The sequence below is a fragment of the Candidatus Nomurabacteria bacterium genome (genome assembly GCA_023898605.1).
GTDB lineage: Bacteria > Patescibacteriota > Minisyncoccia > Phycocordibacterales > UBA9973 > HK-STAS-PATE-34.
In genome coordinates, this window is record CP060230.1 from 524180 (window position 1) to 541608 (window position 17429).

20 protein-coding genes and 4 tRNA genes are annotated in these 17429 nt (G+C 36.2%); 14 read left to right on the forward strand and 10 right to left on the reverse strand.

The annotated features are described in order from the left end of the window. The first annotated feature begins 13 nt into the window (after positions 1–13). From H6791_02985 to H6791_03005, 5 genes are read left to right on the forward strand one after another with little or no spacing between them, the layout of a single operon-like run. Positions 14–1219: a polysaccharide deacetylase family protein gene (locus tag H6791_02985; GenBank protein USN94696.1), complete on the forward strand. Its 1206-nt coding sequence runs from the start codon at positions 14–16 to the stop codon at positions 1217–1219. Positions 1220–1232: 13 nt separating this feature from the next. Further along, a complete protein-coding gene (locus H6791_02990) occupies positions 1233–1601 on the forward strand; it encodes a hypothetical protein (protein ID USN94697.1) in 369 nt (122 codons plus the stop codon). 7 nt (positions 1602–1608) lie between these two features. Beyond that, complete coding sequence (locus H6791_02995) at positions 1609–3585, forward strand: glycoside hydrolase family 15 protein (GenBank protein USN94698.1); 1977 nt, start codon at positions 1609–1611, stop codon at positions 3583–3585. An 11-nt stretch (positions 3586–3596) separates the two neighbouring features. Further along, a complete protein-coding gene (locus H6791_03000) occupies positions 3597–4559 on the forward strand; it encodes a hypothetical protein (GenBank protein USN94699.1) in 963 nt (320 codons plus the stop codon). Positions 4560–4562: 3 nt separating this feature from the next. After that, positions 4563–5402 carry an ROK family protein gene (locus H6791_03005; GenBank protein ID USN94700.1) on the forward strand — a complete coding sequence of 280 codons (840 nt, stop codon included), beginning with the start codon at positions 4563–4565 and terminating at the stop codon, positions 5400–5402. Positions 5403–5436: 34 nt separating this feature from the next. Here H6791_03005 and H6791_03010 read toward each other — a convergent pair whose 3' ends face one another. Further along, on the reverse strand, positions 5437–5826 hold the full coding sequence (locus H6791_03010) for a hypothetical protein (protein USN94701.1): 390 nt from the start codon (positions 5824–5826) through the stop codon (positions 5437–5439). Positions 5827–5921: 95 nt separating this feature from the next. On the opposite strand from H6791_03010, the gene H6791_03015 reads away from it, so the two are divergent. After that, positions 5922–6569, forward strand: a complete 648-nt coding sequence (locus H6791_03015) for a class I SAM-dependent methyltransferase (GenBank protein ID USN94702.1) — start codon at positions 5922–5924, stop codon at positions 6567–6569. 549 nt (positions 6570–7118) lie between these two features. Here the strand turns inward: H6791_03015 and H6791_03020 are convergent. Then, entirely contained in the window at positions 7119–7514 is a 396-nt protein-coding gene (locus H6791_03020) for a hypothetical protein (GenBank protein ID USN94703.1), read from the reverse strand. 194 nt (positions 7515–7708) lie between these two features. Here H6791_03020 and xth point away from each other — a divergent pair, with 194 nt between their 5' ends. Together xth and H6791_03030 are read left to right on the forward strand one after the other, a co-directional pair. After that, entirely contained in the window at positions 7709–8542 is an 834-nt protein-coding gene (xth, locus tag H6791_03025; GenBank protein USN95139.1) for an exodeoxyribonuclease III, read from the forward strand. Positions 8543–8792: 250 nt separating this feature from the next. Next, the gene (locus H6791_03030) at positions 8793–9506 is read left to right on the forward strand and encodes a hypothetical protein (protein ID USN94704.1); all 714 of its coding nucleotides are present in this window, start codon (positions 8793–8795) and stop codon (positions 9504–9506) included. A 200-nt stretch (positions 9507–9706) separates the two neighbouring features. Here the strand turns inward: H6791_03030 and H6791_03035 are convergent, their stop codons facing one another. Next, positions 9707–10288 carry a hypothetical protein gene (locus tag H6791_03035; GenBank protein ID USN94705.1) on the reverse strand — a complete coding sequence of 194 codons (582 nt, stop codon included), beginning with the start codon at positions 10286–10288 and terminating at the stop codon, positions 9707–9709. 400 nt (positions 10289–10688) lie between these two features. On the opposite strand from H6791_03035, the gene H6791_03040 reads away from it, so the two are divergent. Further along, complete coding sequence (locus tag H6791_03040; protein ID USN94706.1) at positions 10689–11177, forward strand: hypothetical protein; 489 nt, start codon at positions 10689–10691, stop codon at positions 11175–11177. A gap of 185 nt (positions 11178–11362) precedes the next feature. Beyond that, positions 11363–11761 (forward strand): hypothetical protein, encoded by a 399-nt coding sequence (locus H6791_03045; GenBank protein ID USN94707.1) that lies wholly within the window; start codon positions 11363–11365, stop codon positions 11759–11761. Between the two features lie 51 nt (positions 11762–11812). Here the strand turns inward: H6791_03045 and H6791_03050 are convergent, their stop codons facing one another. The 4 genes from H6791_03050 to H6791_03065 all read right to left on the reverse strand — a co-directional run bounded on the left by H6791_03050 (position 11813) and on the right by H6791_03065 (position 14757). Continuing rightward, positions 11813–12232, reverse strand: a complete 420-nt coding sequence (locus tag H6791_03050) for a hypothetical protein (protein ID USN94708.1) — start codon at positions 12230–12232, stop codon at positions 11813–11815. 89 nt (positions 12233–12321) lie between these two features. Continuing rightward, a complete protein-coding gene (locus H6791_03055) occupies positions 12322–12981 on the reverse strand; it encodes a peptidoglycan-binding protein (protein ID USN94709.1) in 660 nt (219 codons plus the stop codon). A gap of 171 nt (positions 12982–13152) precedes the next feature. Further along, positions 13153–14646 carry a CCA tRNA nucleotidyltransferase gene (locus H6791_03060; GenBank protein ID USN94710.1) on the reverse strand — a complete coding sequence of 498 codons (1494 nt, stop codon included), beginning with the start codon at positions 14644–14646 and terminating at the stop codon, positions 13153–13155. A gap of 40 nt (positions 14647–14686) precedes the next feature. Beyond that, positions 14687–14757 (reverse strand) — tRNA-Gly (locus H6791_03065). A 123-nt stretch (positions 14758–14880) separates the two neighbouring features. On the opposite strand from H6791_03065, the gene H6791_03070 reads away from it, so the two are divergent. From H6791_03070 to H6791_03080, 3 genes are all read left to right on the forward strand, one after another. Beyond that, a tRNA-Arg gene (locus H6791_03070) sits at positions 14881–14952 on the forward strand. Between the two features lie 254 nt (positions 14953–15206). Next, on the forward strand, positions 15207–15617 hold the full coding sequence (locus H6791_03075; GenBank protein ID USN94711.1) for a YraN family protein: 411 nt from the start codon (positions 15207–15209) through the stop codon (positions 15615–15617). Between the two features lie 14 nt (positions 15618–15631). Then, a complete protein-coding gene (locus tag H6791_03080; protein USN94712.1) occupies positions 15632–16237 on the forward strand; it encodes a hypothetical protein in 606 nt (201 codons plus the stop codon). Between the two features lie 176 nt (positions 16238–16413). Here H6791_03080 and H6791_03085 read toward each other — a convergent pair. Both H6791_03085 and H6791_03090 read right to left on the reverse strand, forming a co-directional pair. Further along, positions 16414–16486: transfer RNA gene (locus tag H6791_03085), tRNA-Pro, on the reverse strand. Positions 16487–16504: 18 nt separating this feature from the next. After that, a tRNA-Gly gene (locus H6791_03090) sits at positions 16505–16575 on the reverse strand. Positions 16576–16679: 104 nt separating this feature from the next. Here H6791_03090 and H6791_03095 point away from each other — a divergent pair. Further along, positions 16680–17045 carry a hypothetical protein gene (locus tag H6791_03095; protein ID USN94713.1) on the forward strand — a complete coding sequence of 122 codons (366 nt, stop codon included), beginning with the start codon at positions 16680–16682 and terminating at the stop codon, positions 17043–17045. Between the two features lie 65 nt (positions 17046–17110). On the opposite strand, the gene H6791_03100 is transcribed toward H6791_03095, so the two are convergent. Beyond that, entirely contained in the window at positions 17111–17425 is a 315-nt protein-coding gene (locus H6791_03100) for an MscL family protein (GenBank protein USN94714.1), read from the reverse strand. Positions 17426–17429 lie beyond the last annotated feature (4 nt).

Genomic DNA, 17429 nt, shown 5'->3' on the forward strand with positions numbered 1-17429 from the left:
GGAAAAAATAGTTATGATGTCCATTTGTTTATATCTTCACGTGCACCAACCATTTCGTATCAAAAAGTACAATGCTTTTTCTATAGGAAACGACAGAGATTATTTTGGTGATTTTTCTGATACAAGTTTGAACAACGAAAAAGTTTTGTATAAAGTTGCCGAGAAATCATATATACCCACAAACAAAGTTTTACTCGAACTTCTAAACAAACACCCAGAGTTTAGATTTTCTATGTCTATATCTGGCACCGTTCTAGAACAATTTGAAAAATATCATCCAGAAGTTTTGAAATCTTTTCAAGACCTAGTCAAAACAGGAAGAGTAGAACTTGTTGCAGATACTTTTTATCACTCACTCGCCTTTTTCTACTCGAGAGAAGAGTTTGAAAGACAAGTAGATGAACATCATAAAATCTTGAAAAGACTTTTCAAAAAAACACCAAAAGTTTTCAGAAATACAGAACTTTCTTATAACAATGAACTTGCCAAGTGGGCTGACCAAAAAGGTTATAAAGCAATACTTGCAGAGGGGTGGGATCCTATACTGGGCTGGAGAAGTCCAAACTTTGTATATAGACCAAAAGGAACCAAGAAAATAAAGCTTCTTATGAAAAACTATAGACTTTCTGACGATATTGCATTTCGATTCGGAGAGAAAAGCTGGGCTGGCTGGCCACTAGATGCATCGAAGTTCGCTTCTTGGGTTTTGGCAAACCACGGTTCCGGTGAAACTATAAATCTGTTTATGGACTACGAAACATTTGGAGAACACCAGTGGGAAGATACAGGTATATTTGATTTTCTGCGACATTTTCCAGGAGAGATACTTTCTCACCAAGATACTACATTTAGAACTATTTCTGAAACAGCAAAAGTGTATCAAGTTCGTGATGAAGTTGATGTTCCACACACTATAACTTGGGCCGATACTGAGAGAGACCTGACTGCATGGATCGGAAACGATATACAAAGAGCGGCACTCGAATCTATATACAAACTTGAACAAGATATTTTGAAAACAAAAAATAAAGAACTGATAAAAGATTGGAAATATCTTCAAACATCCGATCACTTTTATTATATGTGTACCAAGTGGTGGAAAGATGGAGATGTGCACGCATACTTTAGTCCGTATTCTTCCCCATATGATGCATATATCTCTTTTATGAATGTAATAAATGATGTAAAATTAAGATTGGAAGAATTAAAAGCCAGCTAATTATTATAAGCTTATGTTTTTTAATTTTATGAAATCAAAAAGTTCTACAAAAAAAACAACAACAAAGAAAGCTGCGACAAAAAAAGTTTCCAAGAGAACTTCTAGGTCTTCAAAAAAGCCACTAGTTGTTTCTGGTGGAGAGTTCGCATTTTGGTCGAATGATGGAAGAGTACTATCTAGTCTACTAGATTTGTACAACGCACTAGATGAGATGAGTGACGATACTTATTCTTACCATGTAAATCCAGAGAAAAACGACTTTTCTATCTGGGTTGCTGAAGTTTTGTGTGACAAAAGTTGCGCAAGAGACCTTTCCAAGGCAAAAACTCGAAATTCTGCAAGAACTTCCATCAAAAAACATCTTTCTGGCTACTCTATATAAATAACGTATGGCAAGATCAATCGTTCTAGGAAACGGAAACATCTTGGTTGGTCTGGACACAGAAGGTCTTGTAAAAGATTTTTATTTTCCATATGTAGGTTTAGAGAATCATATCGCTGAAGAAAATACCCATCGAATCGGTATATGGGTCGATGGATATTTTAGTTGGATAAATAGTGATTCATGGCATACATCTATAGACTGTTTCAAGGACTCTCTTACCGGTGTTATGACCAAAACAAACAATGATCTAGGTATAGTTCTACACTTTACAGATGTTGTATATAACGAAAAGAATATTTTTATAAGAAAAATTGTAATAGAGAACAAATTTGAACAAAAAAGAAGCGTAAGAATGTTTTTTGGGCAAGAATTTGAAATAAAAGAGTCCAAGAAGGGTGATACAGCTTATTTCGACACAAAATCAAACACCATAATTCACTACAAAGGTAGAAATGTGTTTTTGATGAACGCAAAAACACAAGACAAACCAGGTTTTGACTACTACACAACTGGTGTTTATGGAATAGACGGAAAAAGAGGAAGTTTTATAGACGCAGAGGACGGAGAATTGTCACAAAATCCAATTGAACATGGTCCAGTAGACTCTGTTTTGGGTGTTTCTCTAGAAATAGAGCCCCTTTCTGAAGAAACTGTATTTTATTGGGTTTGTGTAGCCCCTTCTATGCAAGATGCAAGGGATTTGAACACTTATACTCTAAACAAAACTCCAGAATATCTTATAAAATCAACAAATCACTACTGGAGAGCATGGATAAACAAGTATATTTTCGACTTCCGAGGACTCGATGATGTAAGTATAAACTCTTTCAAGAAATCACTTTTTTATATAAGAGCACACGCTGATCAGCGCGGAGCGATAATCGCATCTTCTGACACACAGATGCTAAACGGCGGTAAAGATACATACTCATATATGTGGCCAAGAGACGCATCATACTCTGCTATCGCCATGGACAGAGCCGGAGACCAAAACGTTGCCCAGAGGTATTTCTCATTTTGTCGAGATATCATAACTGAAGACGGATATTTCATGCACAAGTTTTTGCCAGATGGTTCGCTCGGATCTTCTTGGCACCCGTGGATTATGGACGGCAAAGAAATACTTCCTATCCAAGAAGACGAAACAGCAACAGTACTTTTCTCACTATGGTCTCACTACGAATACTCTCGAGACCTAGAGTTTATAGAGGAGCTTTATAATCCACTTATCAAAAAAGCGGCTGATTTCATGTGTGATTACCGCAACAAAAAAACAGGTCTTCCCCTACCGAGCTATGATTTGTGGGAAGAAAAATACGGAGTACATACATACACCGCTGCTTCTGTGTACGGTGCACTTATGGCGGCATCTAGATTTGCAGATATACTTGGAAAAAACAACGAAAAAACAAAATACGAAAAAGCAGCCCTAGAGGTGAAAAATGCGATAGTAAAATATCTTTTCGATAAAAGATCAAAATACTTTATCAAGAGAATAGACGCCTCAGGCAAGAAAGATCAAACTCTGGATGCATCTAGTGTATATGGAATATATTATTTTGGAGTTTTGGATGGAGAAGATCCTATGGTTGAGTCTTCTATGAAAAAAACAGAAAGAGAGTTGTGGTGCCAAGGTAACATAGGGGGAATCGCAAGGTACGAAGGTGACAAATACTACAAAGTTCGCGATGGTTACCCAGGAAATCCATGGTTTGTTACGACACTTTGGATGGGACAGTATTATGCACAGAAAGCAAAGAACGAAAAAGACCTAAACAAGGTGTTAGAATATATAAGTTGGGCTGCAAGAAAAGCTGGTCCTTCTGGTGTGATGCCAGAACAACTAGATCCTCTTACAGGAGACTTTCTTTCTGCGACACCACTTGTGTGGAGTCATGCAGAATATGTCAAAACAGTCTTTGCTTATTTTGATGCACTAGAGAGATTAGATATCTGCATCGCCTGCAACCCAGTAAATTAATTTTTGAAAATATGGATCAAATCAATAAGATAATTTCCGAAATCGGAAAAAAGAATTTAATAGTTCAAAACAGAGAAAATCTGAACCTCGAGATAAACAAGGTTGTTCTTTTAGGTATGGGGGGCTCTCACATGGGCGCTGATATATATAATTCTTTTGCTATGCACGGCATCGATATAATAAAGGGTTATATCAAGGAGTACCCTAGTCTTCTAGAAGAAAATGCTCTTTTTATACTCTCTTCTTTTTCTGGAAACACTGAAGAAATCGTTTCTTCTTATAAAATTCTCCTAGAAAAAGGAAAAAATTTAGCCGTTATTTCAAACGGTGGAGAGCTTCTAGAAATGGCAAAGAAAAACAACACACCATATGTATTTCTAGAGTCTACTGGCATGCAACCGAGATATACTAGCCTTATTTCTGCAATGTCTATTGCCAAGATTTTGGGAAATGAGGAATTTGTAAATACTCTATCTAATTCTTCACTTGGTTTCGACATAAAAGCTACAAAATCTACAGGAGACAACCTTTCTGACAAACTATATGGTCACATACCAGTCTTTTATTCTTCCAATAAAAATAAATTTGTTTCGGAATTTTTCAAGATTTTTCTAAACGAAACAGTTAAAATACCTGCTTTTTCAAATACTCTTTCTGAAATGAATCACAATGAAATGCAGTCTTATCAGAAAAGTGAAAACCACAAACTCGGAAAAGATATAGCAGTAGTTTTGGTAAAAGATGAATCTGACATAGTCGAAGTCAAAAAAAGATTTTCCGCCCTAGAAGAAGTTCTAAAAGAACAAGGTGTCAAAGTCATATCTCTAGACATAACCTCAGATAGTAGGATGACATCGGTTTTGAAAGGGTTTGCGCTGCCTATACTTCTAGCTTCTACTTTAGGTGAGAGATATGGTGCAGAACTTTTCGAGGTGCCGATGATAGAAGATTTCAAAAAAAGATTAAGAAAATAATTTATGTACGTATATTTTGACATAGGAGGAACAAATCTAAGATGCGGTATTTCTTCGTCTCTGGAAAAAATAGACAAAGTTATCGAACAGAAAACACCAAAAGATTTCTTCGAAGCAAAAAGACAGGTAGATACAATACTAAGGACAAACACAAATCCAGAAGAAATAAAATACATAATAGTTGGCATTGCTGGAGTTTTAGATGAAACAAAGAAAAGACTTGTTAAGGCGCCCCATCTTTCTTCTTGGGAAGATGAATCTATAGCTTTTCTTTTTGGAGATGCAAAAAATGCAAAAATAATAATCGAGAACGATACTGCAATGGTTGGACTCGGAGAACTTTATTATGGTTCTGGCGCAGGATCCAAGATAATGGCTTATATCTCTCTTGGTACAGGACTTGGTGGATGTAGATTTGTAAATGGGAAAATAGATAACTCTACACATGGGTTTGAGCCGGGGCACCACTACATAACAGAAAACAAAACTTTTGAACAAATAGTTTCTGGAACGGCAGTTCTAGAAAAGTTTGGCATACAAGATATAACCCTTGCACCAGAAAGGGTTTGGGATGAACTCGCCGTACCTCTCGCAAGAGGCTTGTATAACACTACTCTTTTCTGGTCCCCAGACACTATTGTCGTTGGTGGATCTATGGCTACAAAGAAGGTTGTAGTTTCTTGGGACAAAACTCTAGAAGAGTATGCAAAGTTGCCAAAAATTTTCTCTCAAATGCCAACTTTGCAGAAGGCAAAACTTGGAAGTATCGGTGGACTCTATGGAGGTATGGCACTCGTGAATCAACTTGTAGAAGAAGAAAAACAAAACAATATCCAGAAATAAAAAAGCCGCGAATGTTTCGCGGCTTTTGGTTTGTTTAACCTCTTCTGGGATACCTTGCTTCAAGGTACCTCTCGTGTGCTTTTTGGAGCTCTTCTGCGTCGAGTGCTTCATGTGCCCCAGCCTTGATCCCTTTATCGTTTGTATCGGGGCTGTCACTGGTCATGATAATTTTTGCCTCCGGGCTGCAATCTTTTATGGCCTGGATAAGATCTACTCCATTTCCAGGATTAAGGTTACCGTCTAAGTAGACGATGTCCCAATCTATAGGAGAGTAAATTTTATTCTTGGCGTCTTCGTAGGTCTTGCATAAAAAAATCTCTATTTCTCCAGGGTTTTGGTTTTTTGCCAGAAAAATCAACGCTTCACCCTTGTGAATGGCGTTGTCTTCAATGATAAGAACCATTGTTGTTCCTCGTGTTGCCATATATAGTGCTTTTATTCCAATACTTTATATATCTATATATTATTTTTGTCAAAGATAAATAGTAAAAAGTCTATAAATAATCTACAATATGTAATATGAATTACGAACTTCAAAAAAAGTTTTTCAAAACAGCTTATACGACAGGATCAGATACATGGAGCACTATTTCCAAAGACTCTGACATAGAAAGTTTCCTGGGTATATTGCCCAAAAGCGCTCTACTACTAGACCTCGGAAGCGGACGAGGAAGACTAGCATTTTCTATCGCCAAAATGGGGTTTAGAATAATCGGCCTAGACTATATAGAAGATATAAACGAGAAAAATAACAAAGAAGCCAAAGAAGAAGGTCTAGAAGGAAAACTAAAGTTTTTTTCTGGAGACGCACTGGATATACCTTTTACACGAGAAAGCTTCGACGGGGCTATCGATATCTCTCTCATGAATCACCTCACTGACGAAGATCATGACAAGTATCTCTCTGAAGTTAATAGGGTTTTGAAAACAGGAGGACATTTCTTGCTTTTTGTTTTGTCCAAAGAAACTGCAAAATACTTAAACCACTTCCCTTCACAAGAAGAAGGAAATCATTTTGAGTTTCATGACACTCATTATCACTTTTTTACAAAATCAGACCTTGAAAAAATGCTTTCAAAATATTTTGAAATAATAGATTACAAAAGTCTTCCAAGTCTCGGACAAGAAAAAGCAACGTTTCATAGATTTGTTCTGAAAAAAATATAAAAAACAAAACCCCGCACACGGCGGGGTTTTTACCAAAACAGGTTTCCAACGGACGGAGAACCTGTAAAAGGTAGCAACCCATCCGCATTACAACTATGGCGTTTGTTGTCTCTGGCGGGTTGGGCTGCTTATCTTGCGACAAATAAATGTCGCGAATTTTTAAAAGGAAGGTAGAGGTGCGCAATTCTCCGAGCGCACCTCCTCAACTGCGTGTTGAGCTTACCGAAACCAAAGGACCTTTTTGAGCACAATGCGGCTCCTGGACTGCTATGGATGATGTCCGATGTCCAAACCCTATATAATACAGGCATTAACTGGTTCAATGGAGCGGACCTCAAGGATCCTATGCAACTCCTTCCCAAATACCTGCGTGGGGGTTACTGGTCTTCAAGATTAGATAGAATGCTCAAAAATAATAACACCCTACCACCTTCTTGTTTTCGGCCTTTTTACCTCCTTTTGTTCTCAAGAGAACAGTCGACTTGTGATAGATTATATACCACCTATTTACTTTTGTCAAGTATTTATATTTTGGAATAAAAAGACCCGCTAACTCGCGAGTCTTAGTTTTACATACACTAGACTTCTTATCGGAAATCTCCAGCCAAGCATGTTGTTATCTTCACCAGTAAAAAGATGCTGATGTGTGTTTGGCGGGGCCTTTGCCTGATGTATGTTTATGAGAAGTTCGTTGTTTTCGATAAACAAAAACATTTCTTCCGAAGAAAACTCTTCCCTTTTCGGTTTACACAAGTGTATGTGTCCACCTACTTTTTGAAGACCAACTTCTTCTAGAAGTTTCATTATCTTTTGCCAGAATTCCTTGGATTCTTTTTTGGTTAAGTTTTTGGGTTTCGCTATGCGTAGATATCCTTTTTTGCAAAAGGTGTACTTGACCTCATTCTTTATGAGCAAATCAAGTATGGATTTCCCTTCTCGGTTCATTTTCAAAAAGAGATTGATTCCCTTTTAGTATATATATACATATCCGTAAAATCAAACCTTTTATATGGTAAACTTCTACCATGAGAATCATATCTTGGAACCCCGAACAATCTCTCACAAGTTCGAGATTTTACGGGGCGAGAAGTGGTCACTATTTTATTCGCAGCTCAATAAAGTGTTAAAATATTTTTATGTTGAGAATCATATCTTGGAACCTAAACGGTATAAGGGCTGTACACAAAAAGGGCTTATTTCTACCTCTAATAGAAAAATATGACCCAGACATAATATGTCTACAAGAAACAAAGTCAGAAAAAGATCAGATAGATATAGATTTGCCTTCTTATGAAGAGTTTTGGAATAGTGCAGAAAAACGCGGTTATAGCGGTACTGCTATATTTGTAAAAAAATCTACAAAACTCCCAAAAACCAAAAAAGTTTTGTTCGACATACCAGAAAAAATTGAGAAGAAGTACAAATCACTCAAGGACACATACGGAGATCCAAATCGTGAAGGAAGAGTTATTGCTCTAGAAACAGAAAAGTTTTTTTTAGTAGATGTATATACTCCAAACGCAAAAGACGATCTTTCGCGCGTCTCTCTCCGACACAACAAGTGGGACCCAGCTTTTCTGGAATATGTAAAAAGTCTCGCAAATCCTTCGACTGGCTCAGGACAGGGAAAGCCAGTTATATTTTGTGGAGACTTGAATGTTGCTCATACTGAGATAGATCTTGCTCGCCCAAAGCAAAATGTTGGAAAGAAAGGTTATACAAACGAAGAACGAGAAGGTATAGACAATATAATAGATAGCGGTTTTGTCGACGCGTTTAGAATTTTTGAAAAAAGTGGTGGACACTATACTTGGTGGAGCCACTTTGCAAAAGCACGCGAGAGAAACGTCGGCTGGAGAATAGACTACTTTTTTGTTTCGAAAAACCTTGTGAGTAAGGTCAAAGACTGCAAGCACCTTACCGACTATATGGGCTCAGACCATTGCCCGATCATGATAGACATCATGATTTAGGGACATTGCCCGATCATGCTAGACATAAATATATAATTTTGCTCGGAACGCCACTTTTAGCCTTATTTATATGTCTTTTTAATACTTGACAAATTGTATTACTATGTGCTATAATATAAGGGATAAGTTTAAATTCGAACCTTAAAACAAAAGCGAAATGAAAAGAAACATTTTCTTTCTCGCAATCGTCGCCGTTGCGGCGCTTGCATTTTCTTCCTGTGGTCAGAAAGACTCTGGCACCACATATTACATGTTCACCGACGTTGACACCTGTGTCATGAGACATTATGAACCGGTCCTCGCACCGATCAATCTCTGCTCTGGTGGTACCAGCAGGTATCAGAAGGTGGTGGATTATACCACTGTCTACGATACCTGTATCACCAGAAAAAACCTCTGGGTTGCGGTTTACGGTAATGGATCTGTTGTGGTTTACGACAACAATCGGAACCCACTGCCTGGAAATGGTAGTGTGGACATAACGAATCCCGGAACTCCCGTTCCTGGAATCGGTTTTGTTCCTCCAAATCCTGGAGTAAGTGCTCCTGGTTCTGGTTCCGGTGGTGGTGGAAATGAAACATGGAACAAGATCTGGCCATGGCTGATAGCTGCTCTCGTAGCTGTACTGGCTTGGTCATTCATTTCCCTACGTCATCAGAAAAGCCGTGACGCAGAGCAGCGCCGGCGTCATGCAGATAATGCCGAAGCTGAGCGTTTGCGTTCCGCAAGGATCACCAACGACCAGGCTGAGGAAAATCTTCGCGCTCAAAGAGCGCGAACCCAACAAGAGGCAGACGATCACGTTTCCCAAAGGAAACTGAACGCCATCCTCGCAGTGATGGATAAGGTTCAAAAGGATGGTTCTGACGATCGTGTCACTTACCAAAACGGTGATGAGATATATATCATCGAGTCCAGTGCTCATCCGGCCAAGGATCCTAATGATGAACCCCAAAAAGACTGATCTCCTTCAGAGGATCAAAGCCCCGAGTAAAATCGGGGCTTTCTTTTATTTAAAATACGAAAATCAAACATCATTTATTTTGCAGCAACCTTGTAGAGTTAAATTATAAATTATAAATATAATATTATATTTATAATTTTACATTTATTTAACAACACGACCGTGTTGTTAAATAAATAAAAAAAAAGATTATTTTTTAATTAACTTAGGTCAAACTTTTTCTTCCAATACTCCTCGTTGTCTATTTTTTCAGCTAAAATATAATTTACATTATATCCGAAACCAAACTTATTTTTTGATAAAGATATAAACTCTTCTGCATCATAAGGATATATCCATATACTATTTTGAAACTTTTGAAAACCAAATTTTTTTAAATTAGTTCTAAACAAATCTCTTTTTGATCTGTTATTTTCGTAAACATCAAAAGAAACCAGTCTCCACTTTTTGTCCCATTTTTTACTGGTATTTTTATTTGGGAAAATCCCCAGTCTTTCTTTTCCACTTTTTGTTATAATAACTTTTATCTTTTCGCCACTATTTATTTTTTGTAAATAACCTTTTTGAATGAGTGAATCAAAAACTTTATTATAACTATTCTTTTTTTGAGGAGTTATATCACCGACTCCTATTTTTTGTAGTATAGATTTTTGAGAAAAAATCGAGTCTTTTTGGTTTGCGTATAAAATTATTGGGTTTTCATATACAAAGTTTAATACTTTTAAAATATTTTTTCCTAACCTTACTTTTTCAAGTTTCTTTTTTTCTTTTATCTTTTTCACTATTTAAATAGTAACACGATCGTATTGTTATTTAAATATGAATAATTATTGACAAAATATCTATACCATGTTATCTTACTACCGAACTAAACCCTCGTTTTTTATGATGAAGACTTTGAACTTGAAAGAAAAAGAAGCGCCTATTATTGTTTTTACGGCTGCTTTAGCCCTTTTGGGCTTCATTCTTTTGTTTTTGAATGCGGTCGAAATCTTTTTTAGCAACTGGCGAGTTGATCTCGCTTTGGTGTATGGATCTATTCCGGCCCACGTATTTCAGATCCTGAATAAAAGGATCGGTTAAAAAACATGAAGAACCAGTGCCCCGCTTTTGTAGTGGGGCTTTTTATTTGTCTTGACAGGATATAGAAAAATTTGTATTTTTATAAAAAAGGATTGGACTATGAAAAGAAATCCATTACCGCTTTCGGATTTTGTTTTACAAATATTCCGAGAGAAGTTTCAAGAAATCATCGGACAGAAAAAAGTTTGCCCGTACAGGATGAAGAGCTTCATTCGAAATCTCGAAAGTCATATTTCCAAAACGAATCATTTTTCTGGAATTATCGAACTTCGATATGAAGCGTGTGTAGTACTTGCGACGGAACTACTCTTCTGGCTTGGTCTTACAAAAAGTCTAAATGACATAGAGCAAATATGTCGACTTTCTGATGATCTGCCAGAGATCAACTCAACAGCCACCGCAATGTACATAAGGTTCATTGTAGAAAATGGTGGTGAGGAGATATCTCACGAACCAAGAGAGGAGGAGATTCCTTTTTTGGATAAGCCATGGATTATGGCAAACGGAGATATCATATTCCCATCTCATGTAGAGATTACGGATGATGATCTAAACATTTTTACCTTGATTTCGAAAAAGTCGGCATGACCGACTTTTTTATTTGCCTGTTTTTGATTATAGGTGTATAAATAACCAAAACAAATTGAAATTTGAAACAAACTAAACCAAAGACTATCTTTTTGACTGTTGTCGTATTGATAGTTTCTTTATTTTTTCTTGCGACTTTGAACAGTCACGTTTTTTGGGGAAAGGTAAGCAATTATGGAGTCTTGATGACGCTTTTTGTCTCGACTCTGAACCTGTTTCTCGGGTGGCAAGTTGTGTATCCGTCATATCTTTTTAAAAAAGATTTACCAAAAAAGAAGAGGGTTTATATAACAACAATCTTGTCTATAGTTTTGGTTATTTACGGTCTTCAGTACTTGGATTCTGATGAATCAAGAATAGAAGGAGTGATTTTTGCCATAAGAGATCTCGGCTTCAACCTTTTTGGTATTAGAGCTGATCATTTCTGGCAAAATATTGCTGACGCTGCAAAAGAGGGATTCCCGTTCATAAAATGGGAGTTTATTTTGTACAAGGCAAATCTTTCTTTTTGGTTTATAAGATACCTAGTTATCGTAAGACCAAAAGTACAGGAAAAAATGAAGAGAAAAAAGAAACAACCATAGACCCGTAACCTCGGGTCTTTTATTTTGAAAAATCCCCGCTGTTGCAGGGATTTATTTACATATTTCTTTATAGAGAGGATCGTTCTCGTTCTTGTCTACAAGATCAAGCCAACCTTCTCCTTTTATCTCAACAGACCATACTCCGATTCTCAGAGAGAACCTATAGACTCTACCTTTCCAGTTGGTGTATAGAAACTCTTCCCTTTTGGAAAAGTCTCCCACCACTGATAGGTAATCCGATCCAAAAGCACACGGTTTTTCTGTGCTTATGAAAACAGACGAATCGTTTGGAAGCATGAAGTAGAATATTCCAGTTACTGGATCAAACTCCCAGTGTATAGTTTTTTCTACTTCTAACATCCAAGCATCTTCGGACTCTATTTCCTTGTCGAAAAGATGCCTAGCGTCTTCTTGTGCTATCGATATGGTGTTGAGAGAAAGAAAAAGTACAAACATACTCAATCCTCTCATTTGTTAATGTTTTTCTCACATTCTCATAATCACCATGTTTAGTCAATAAAAAACACCCTCGAGTACAATCGAGGGTGTTTTTTATTGACTTAGTTTGTACTGTTAGACACTCCACCTTTCGATTCCCCTGGTAGATTGTTTATGAAGTTGTTTAAGCCACTTTCTACGGCACTGTTTACTTCTCCTGTTTGTGAAACGCCAAGGTAACTCTGGAAACTATTGATTGCCGATACTGTTTCTCCACCCATTGTTCCTGTTATCGCGTTTTCTGGCAAGAATCCTCTCATCCAAAGAAGCATTTGAGTTGTAATAACTGGATTACTAGAATTTACAGAAACTTCTCCCGCTTGGTCTATAGAGATTACAATATCAGTTCCTGTATCTTCTCCATAATATATTTCGCCACCTATATTACAGCCATCTTCTGGAAAAAGTCCTGCGGGTGTACCGCTGTATGTTTGAGAAGTTCCATCACTAAAGAAGAACGTAACTGTACATCCGCCACTGTAATCAAATTCTGTAGTTGTGTTTACTAGGTATTTTTTTAGTTCATTTTGCCCATTACCCATACCTATATTATCTATATTTTTGTTTATAGGTTTTCTGTTTGCTACATCACCCACCTTCCCAGAAAAGTAGTTGTCTGGTGAGCCTGTATATTTGTTTATAAAGTATCCAGATATCAAGATTAGAACTATAAGGATTACAAGTCTAAGTGATGAATATCTGGGATCTTTGAATAAATTCATAATTTTTGATTAATTAATTTTAATAATAGTATTTTAACAAGAAATATATTTTATTTATTTACTCGATGTTTCTTGTGTAACTCTCCTACTTCCGACTCTTCCAACTCGTCTTTTTTACTTTTTCCTTAAATCATTTGCTCTGCAAATGATCGGGCGACTACAAAAATATTTCTATTTTTTATTACTGACGCTATGTTTCTGATGTAACCTTGTAATTTCATTCTCCTCCAGAATATCTTTTTGTAGTTTAGCCTTTTCACCCAGAGCTTTTAATTCGTCGTCGTTCATTTTTTCAAACCCTTCGATGCGTTTCACAAGATAATCTATATCGTTTTTGTTTGGATCATCTAGAACTTCTTCTAGAAGTGCATGAAGTATCCAACCCATGCGAGGTCCGGGATTCATGCCAAGTTCTTTTATCATGTACTCGCCATCTATTTTTAGCTGTTTCACGCTTATTGGATCACGAAGAACTTCTTCTATCATTGCATGGTATTTTCTCAGTCTATAAGGAGCTTCTGTCTTGGCCATACCCACCCTGTCGCACTCGCGTACTTTCATGAGGTCCCATATATTTTCTACCCCTACGTTTTTGACTATTCTTCTTACAGCAGAAAGAGATATTTTTTCTGTATCTGAAAAGAACATATGGTATCTAACCATTTTCGTTACTTTTTCTGTCAGATCCTTTGGAAATTTGAGATTTTCCATTATTTTATTTGCCATTCTTGCACCTACAACTTCGTGCCCGTAGAAAGTCGGTTTTCTTCCCCAACCTTTTGGTTGCCTTTTTGTTCTAGGTTTTCCTATATCGTGAAACAGTGCAGAAAGTCTTATATCAAGAGGCCAGTTTTTTTGACTAGCATGAGACAGTGCCTCAACAAGGTGTCTAAATACATCGTATTTGTGAGCACCTCCCTGCTCGCAATCCACACCCTCCAGTAGTTCTGGAACTATGTGTTCCAAAAGGTTAGTTTTTTCTAGAAGCATTATACCCACTTCTGGCTTATCGGACATTATGATTTTTGTAAATTCGTCCCTTATTCTCTCTTTAGAAATGTCCTTTATTGTCCCTGAAAGATCTATAATCGCATCAAATGTTTCTTGTGAAACAGTAAAACCAAGTTCCGTAGAAAACCTTATAGCCCTTACTATACGAAGAGCGTCTTCAGAAAAACGCTCTTTTGCACCCCCAACTGTCCTTATTGTCTTGTCTTTTATATCTTCTTGTCCTTTATAAAGGTCAATTAGTTGTCCTTTAGAAATATCATCTGGACTTTCTATGTCCGGAGAATATGCAATTGCGTTGATTGTGAAATCTCTTCTAGAAAGATCGTCTTCTAGCTTGTCAGAAAAAGAAACATTGTCTGGGTGCCTTTTGTCTGTGTACTTCCCTTCTAGTCTATAAGGAGTGACTTCCACCATTTCATAAGTTTCATCATCTTTTGGTATAAAAACAGAAACTGTCCCAAAGTTATTTTCGTAAACTGTTTTTTCAAAACAAGACGTTATATCTTCTGGTTTTGCATTTGTAGTTATGTCCCAGTCTTTTGGCACCCTATCTATAAGTAGATCTCTCACACATCCACCAACTAGATATGCTTCAAAACCCTTATTTTTTAAGGTTTTTATGACTTCTATTACATATGTTGGTACTTTATTCATTTTTTGTTTTTTCTTGATTTCAAGAAAGAGGTTTTATGTGTGCGGCTAAGGAGAATCGAACTCCTGTCTCATCCTTGGCAAGGATGCATTCTACCACTAAACCATAGCCGCGGTTTATAATATTTTTTCGAAAGTTATTTCGATAAGTTGGATTATAGTATTTATGTATTATATTTGCAATCGGTGTATATTTATTTTGAAATTTGTGTCATAATCTAGTCCAGCCATATATAGGCTCCTGTGGTGAAATGGATATCACGACGGTCTTCGGAACCGTTATTGGGGGTTCGAGTCCCTCCGGGAGCGCAAAAAGACAAAGACTATATTTTGTCCTTTAGAATGTCCCTTAGAGTAAAAGACAAAATACACAATTTCTATATAAAATATGGGGATAATTGTGTTCATAATGTTGGTAAAGGACATTTTTTAACGGACATTTAAAAGACATTTCTAAAAAACCTTTATTTTATAATGTTTTTTAAAGGACACTATAATATGTTTCACGTGAAACCTATTTTTATTGATAAAAATTGTTACACGTGTAACAATTTATATTAATAATGCCAAAAGTATTCACTTCAAAATCTCAAGTTAAGGGTAAAATGGGAGAAAATATAGCCAAAAAGTACTTTATAAATAAGGGTTTTTCTGAAATAGAAGATAATTTTATGACAAAAAGGGGAGAAATAGATCTAATAATGAAAGAGAGTGTTTCTCATGAAACAAGTAAAATTCATTTTATAGAAGTAAAATCCTCATTTTGTGATCTTTCTATGGGTTTCACGGGAAACAATTTTAGACCAGAGGAGAATATGACACCTAAAAAGGTTGGTAGTCTAAAGGTAACAATAGAGGAGTATATTGTTAGAAATAATATAGAAGGGGAGTGGGTTTTTGACTTGGCTTTAGTTTATATAGACAAAGATAATAAGCTGGCGAAAGTTGATGTTTTGGAAAATATAATATTGTAGTATTATTTATTTCAATGGAAAAATTATTTAATGAAAACAAAATGAGAGAAATTAAATACTCTTCAATAGAAAAAGAACCAAAGTGGTTTGTACAGGGTTCTTATGTTTTAGATAAAATTTTTAACAAAAATACAGCTAGTGATATTGATATTTTTATAAAAAAAGGAGATAAAGAGCCCGTATTAGATGCAGGTCTTAAAAAACATATTGTAGAAATGCCTGAAGATGCTTATTTCCCACCAGTATTTGGATCCTATAATACAGATAAATATATTATGACTGAAAATGGGATATTTTTCCCAGATGGTTTTCCTCAAAAACCAGAAGAATTAATCTTTTTGTTAGACGAGAGAGTTTTAGATATTGTTGATGTTTTAAGAGGTTTTAAGATACGAGATAAATATGATATTAGGATCAGTGAAAACCTTGACAATACTTGGACAAAAACACTTGTAAGAGATCTTGATAGTTCAAAAATAGATAAAGGTCTTTTTGACGGCCTTGAAGATTTTATAGAATATGTTGAGTTTGTAATTGATGAAAATATTTCTAAAGAAAATATAATTTTTGTGAAAAATGAAATAGAAAAAAGAGTCGGAAAAGATTTTTTTAAGAAATAATTTTTAACTAACAAAAAGCTGTTTTACTTGCCCAATATAGAAATTTCTTTGTCGGGGCACTGGGATTCCCCTTCGGGCCGGGGTTTTTCCATCGAATTTTCGATATGATAAAACCCTTCGAATCCCAGGCGTAAAACAAGCAGTTGTTTTACTTGCCCAATATAGAAATTTCTTTGTCGGGGCACTGGGATTCGAACCCAGAGTCGCTCGCTCCCAAAGCGAGTATGTTAGCCGTTACACCATGCCCCGATATCTTTTGTAATTGTGTGCGGGTGAGGGGAATCGAACCCCTGTCTACTGCTTGGAAGGCAGTCATTCTACCACTAAACTACACCCGCATGACTTTCGTGGAGTAGAACTATTCTATGATTTTATTGGCTTTTTTGCAAGTTTTTGTTTTACTGGTAAAATTAATATATTGTAATTAATTTTTAATAAATATATGTTCAAAAGAATGTTTGAAGTATTTGGTGGAAACAAAGAAGAAGATAAAACAATACCTCATGATGTAAATCTAGAAACTGCGCATGTTGGTCCAAATGAAACACAAGTAGTTTATAAGATTGGAGAAAATCAAAATGAAAATAGATTAATGGAAGAAAAATATGAAGACTTTGTAGAGGTTGATCACGAGGCTGAAAATAAATCCATGAACCCCACCTTGGGTCATAGAAATTTTTTGGATGGTGTTTACAAGAATGAAAAAAGTGAAAAAAGCATGGATGCCAAAAACTCAAAAAAGAGAGGCGTTAGACAATCTGACTATAGAAAAGAGATGAATAAGATGAATCCAGAAGATATCCTTTAGACTTTATTTATATAAACAAACAAAAAACCCGCTTTTGCGGGCTTTTGTTTTTGTAATTGTGACGCTTAAGCGTCTTTTTTCTTGTCCAGAGACTCTATTTTGAGAGCTTTGAAACCCCAATAAACAACAGCGGCTATTATGATGAAGTCTATAAGTGTTGAGACAAATGCTCCCCACATAATACTTGCATCTCCCACTACAATCATCTTATCAGCCAAATTGACTCTACCCATAAGGAGGCCAATTAGGGGATTTATGATGTTTTCTACTAGAGCTGAAACGAGTTTTGAAACAGCACCACCGAGAATAAAACCGATAGCGAGCCCAACAACTCCCTGTTCTCTTATAAAATCCATGAAACCTTTTATTCCTTGGTTCATAAAC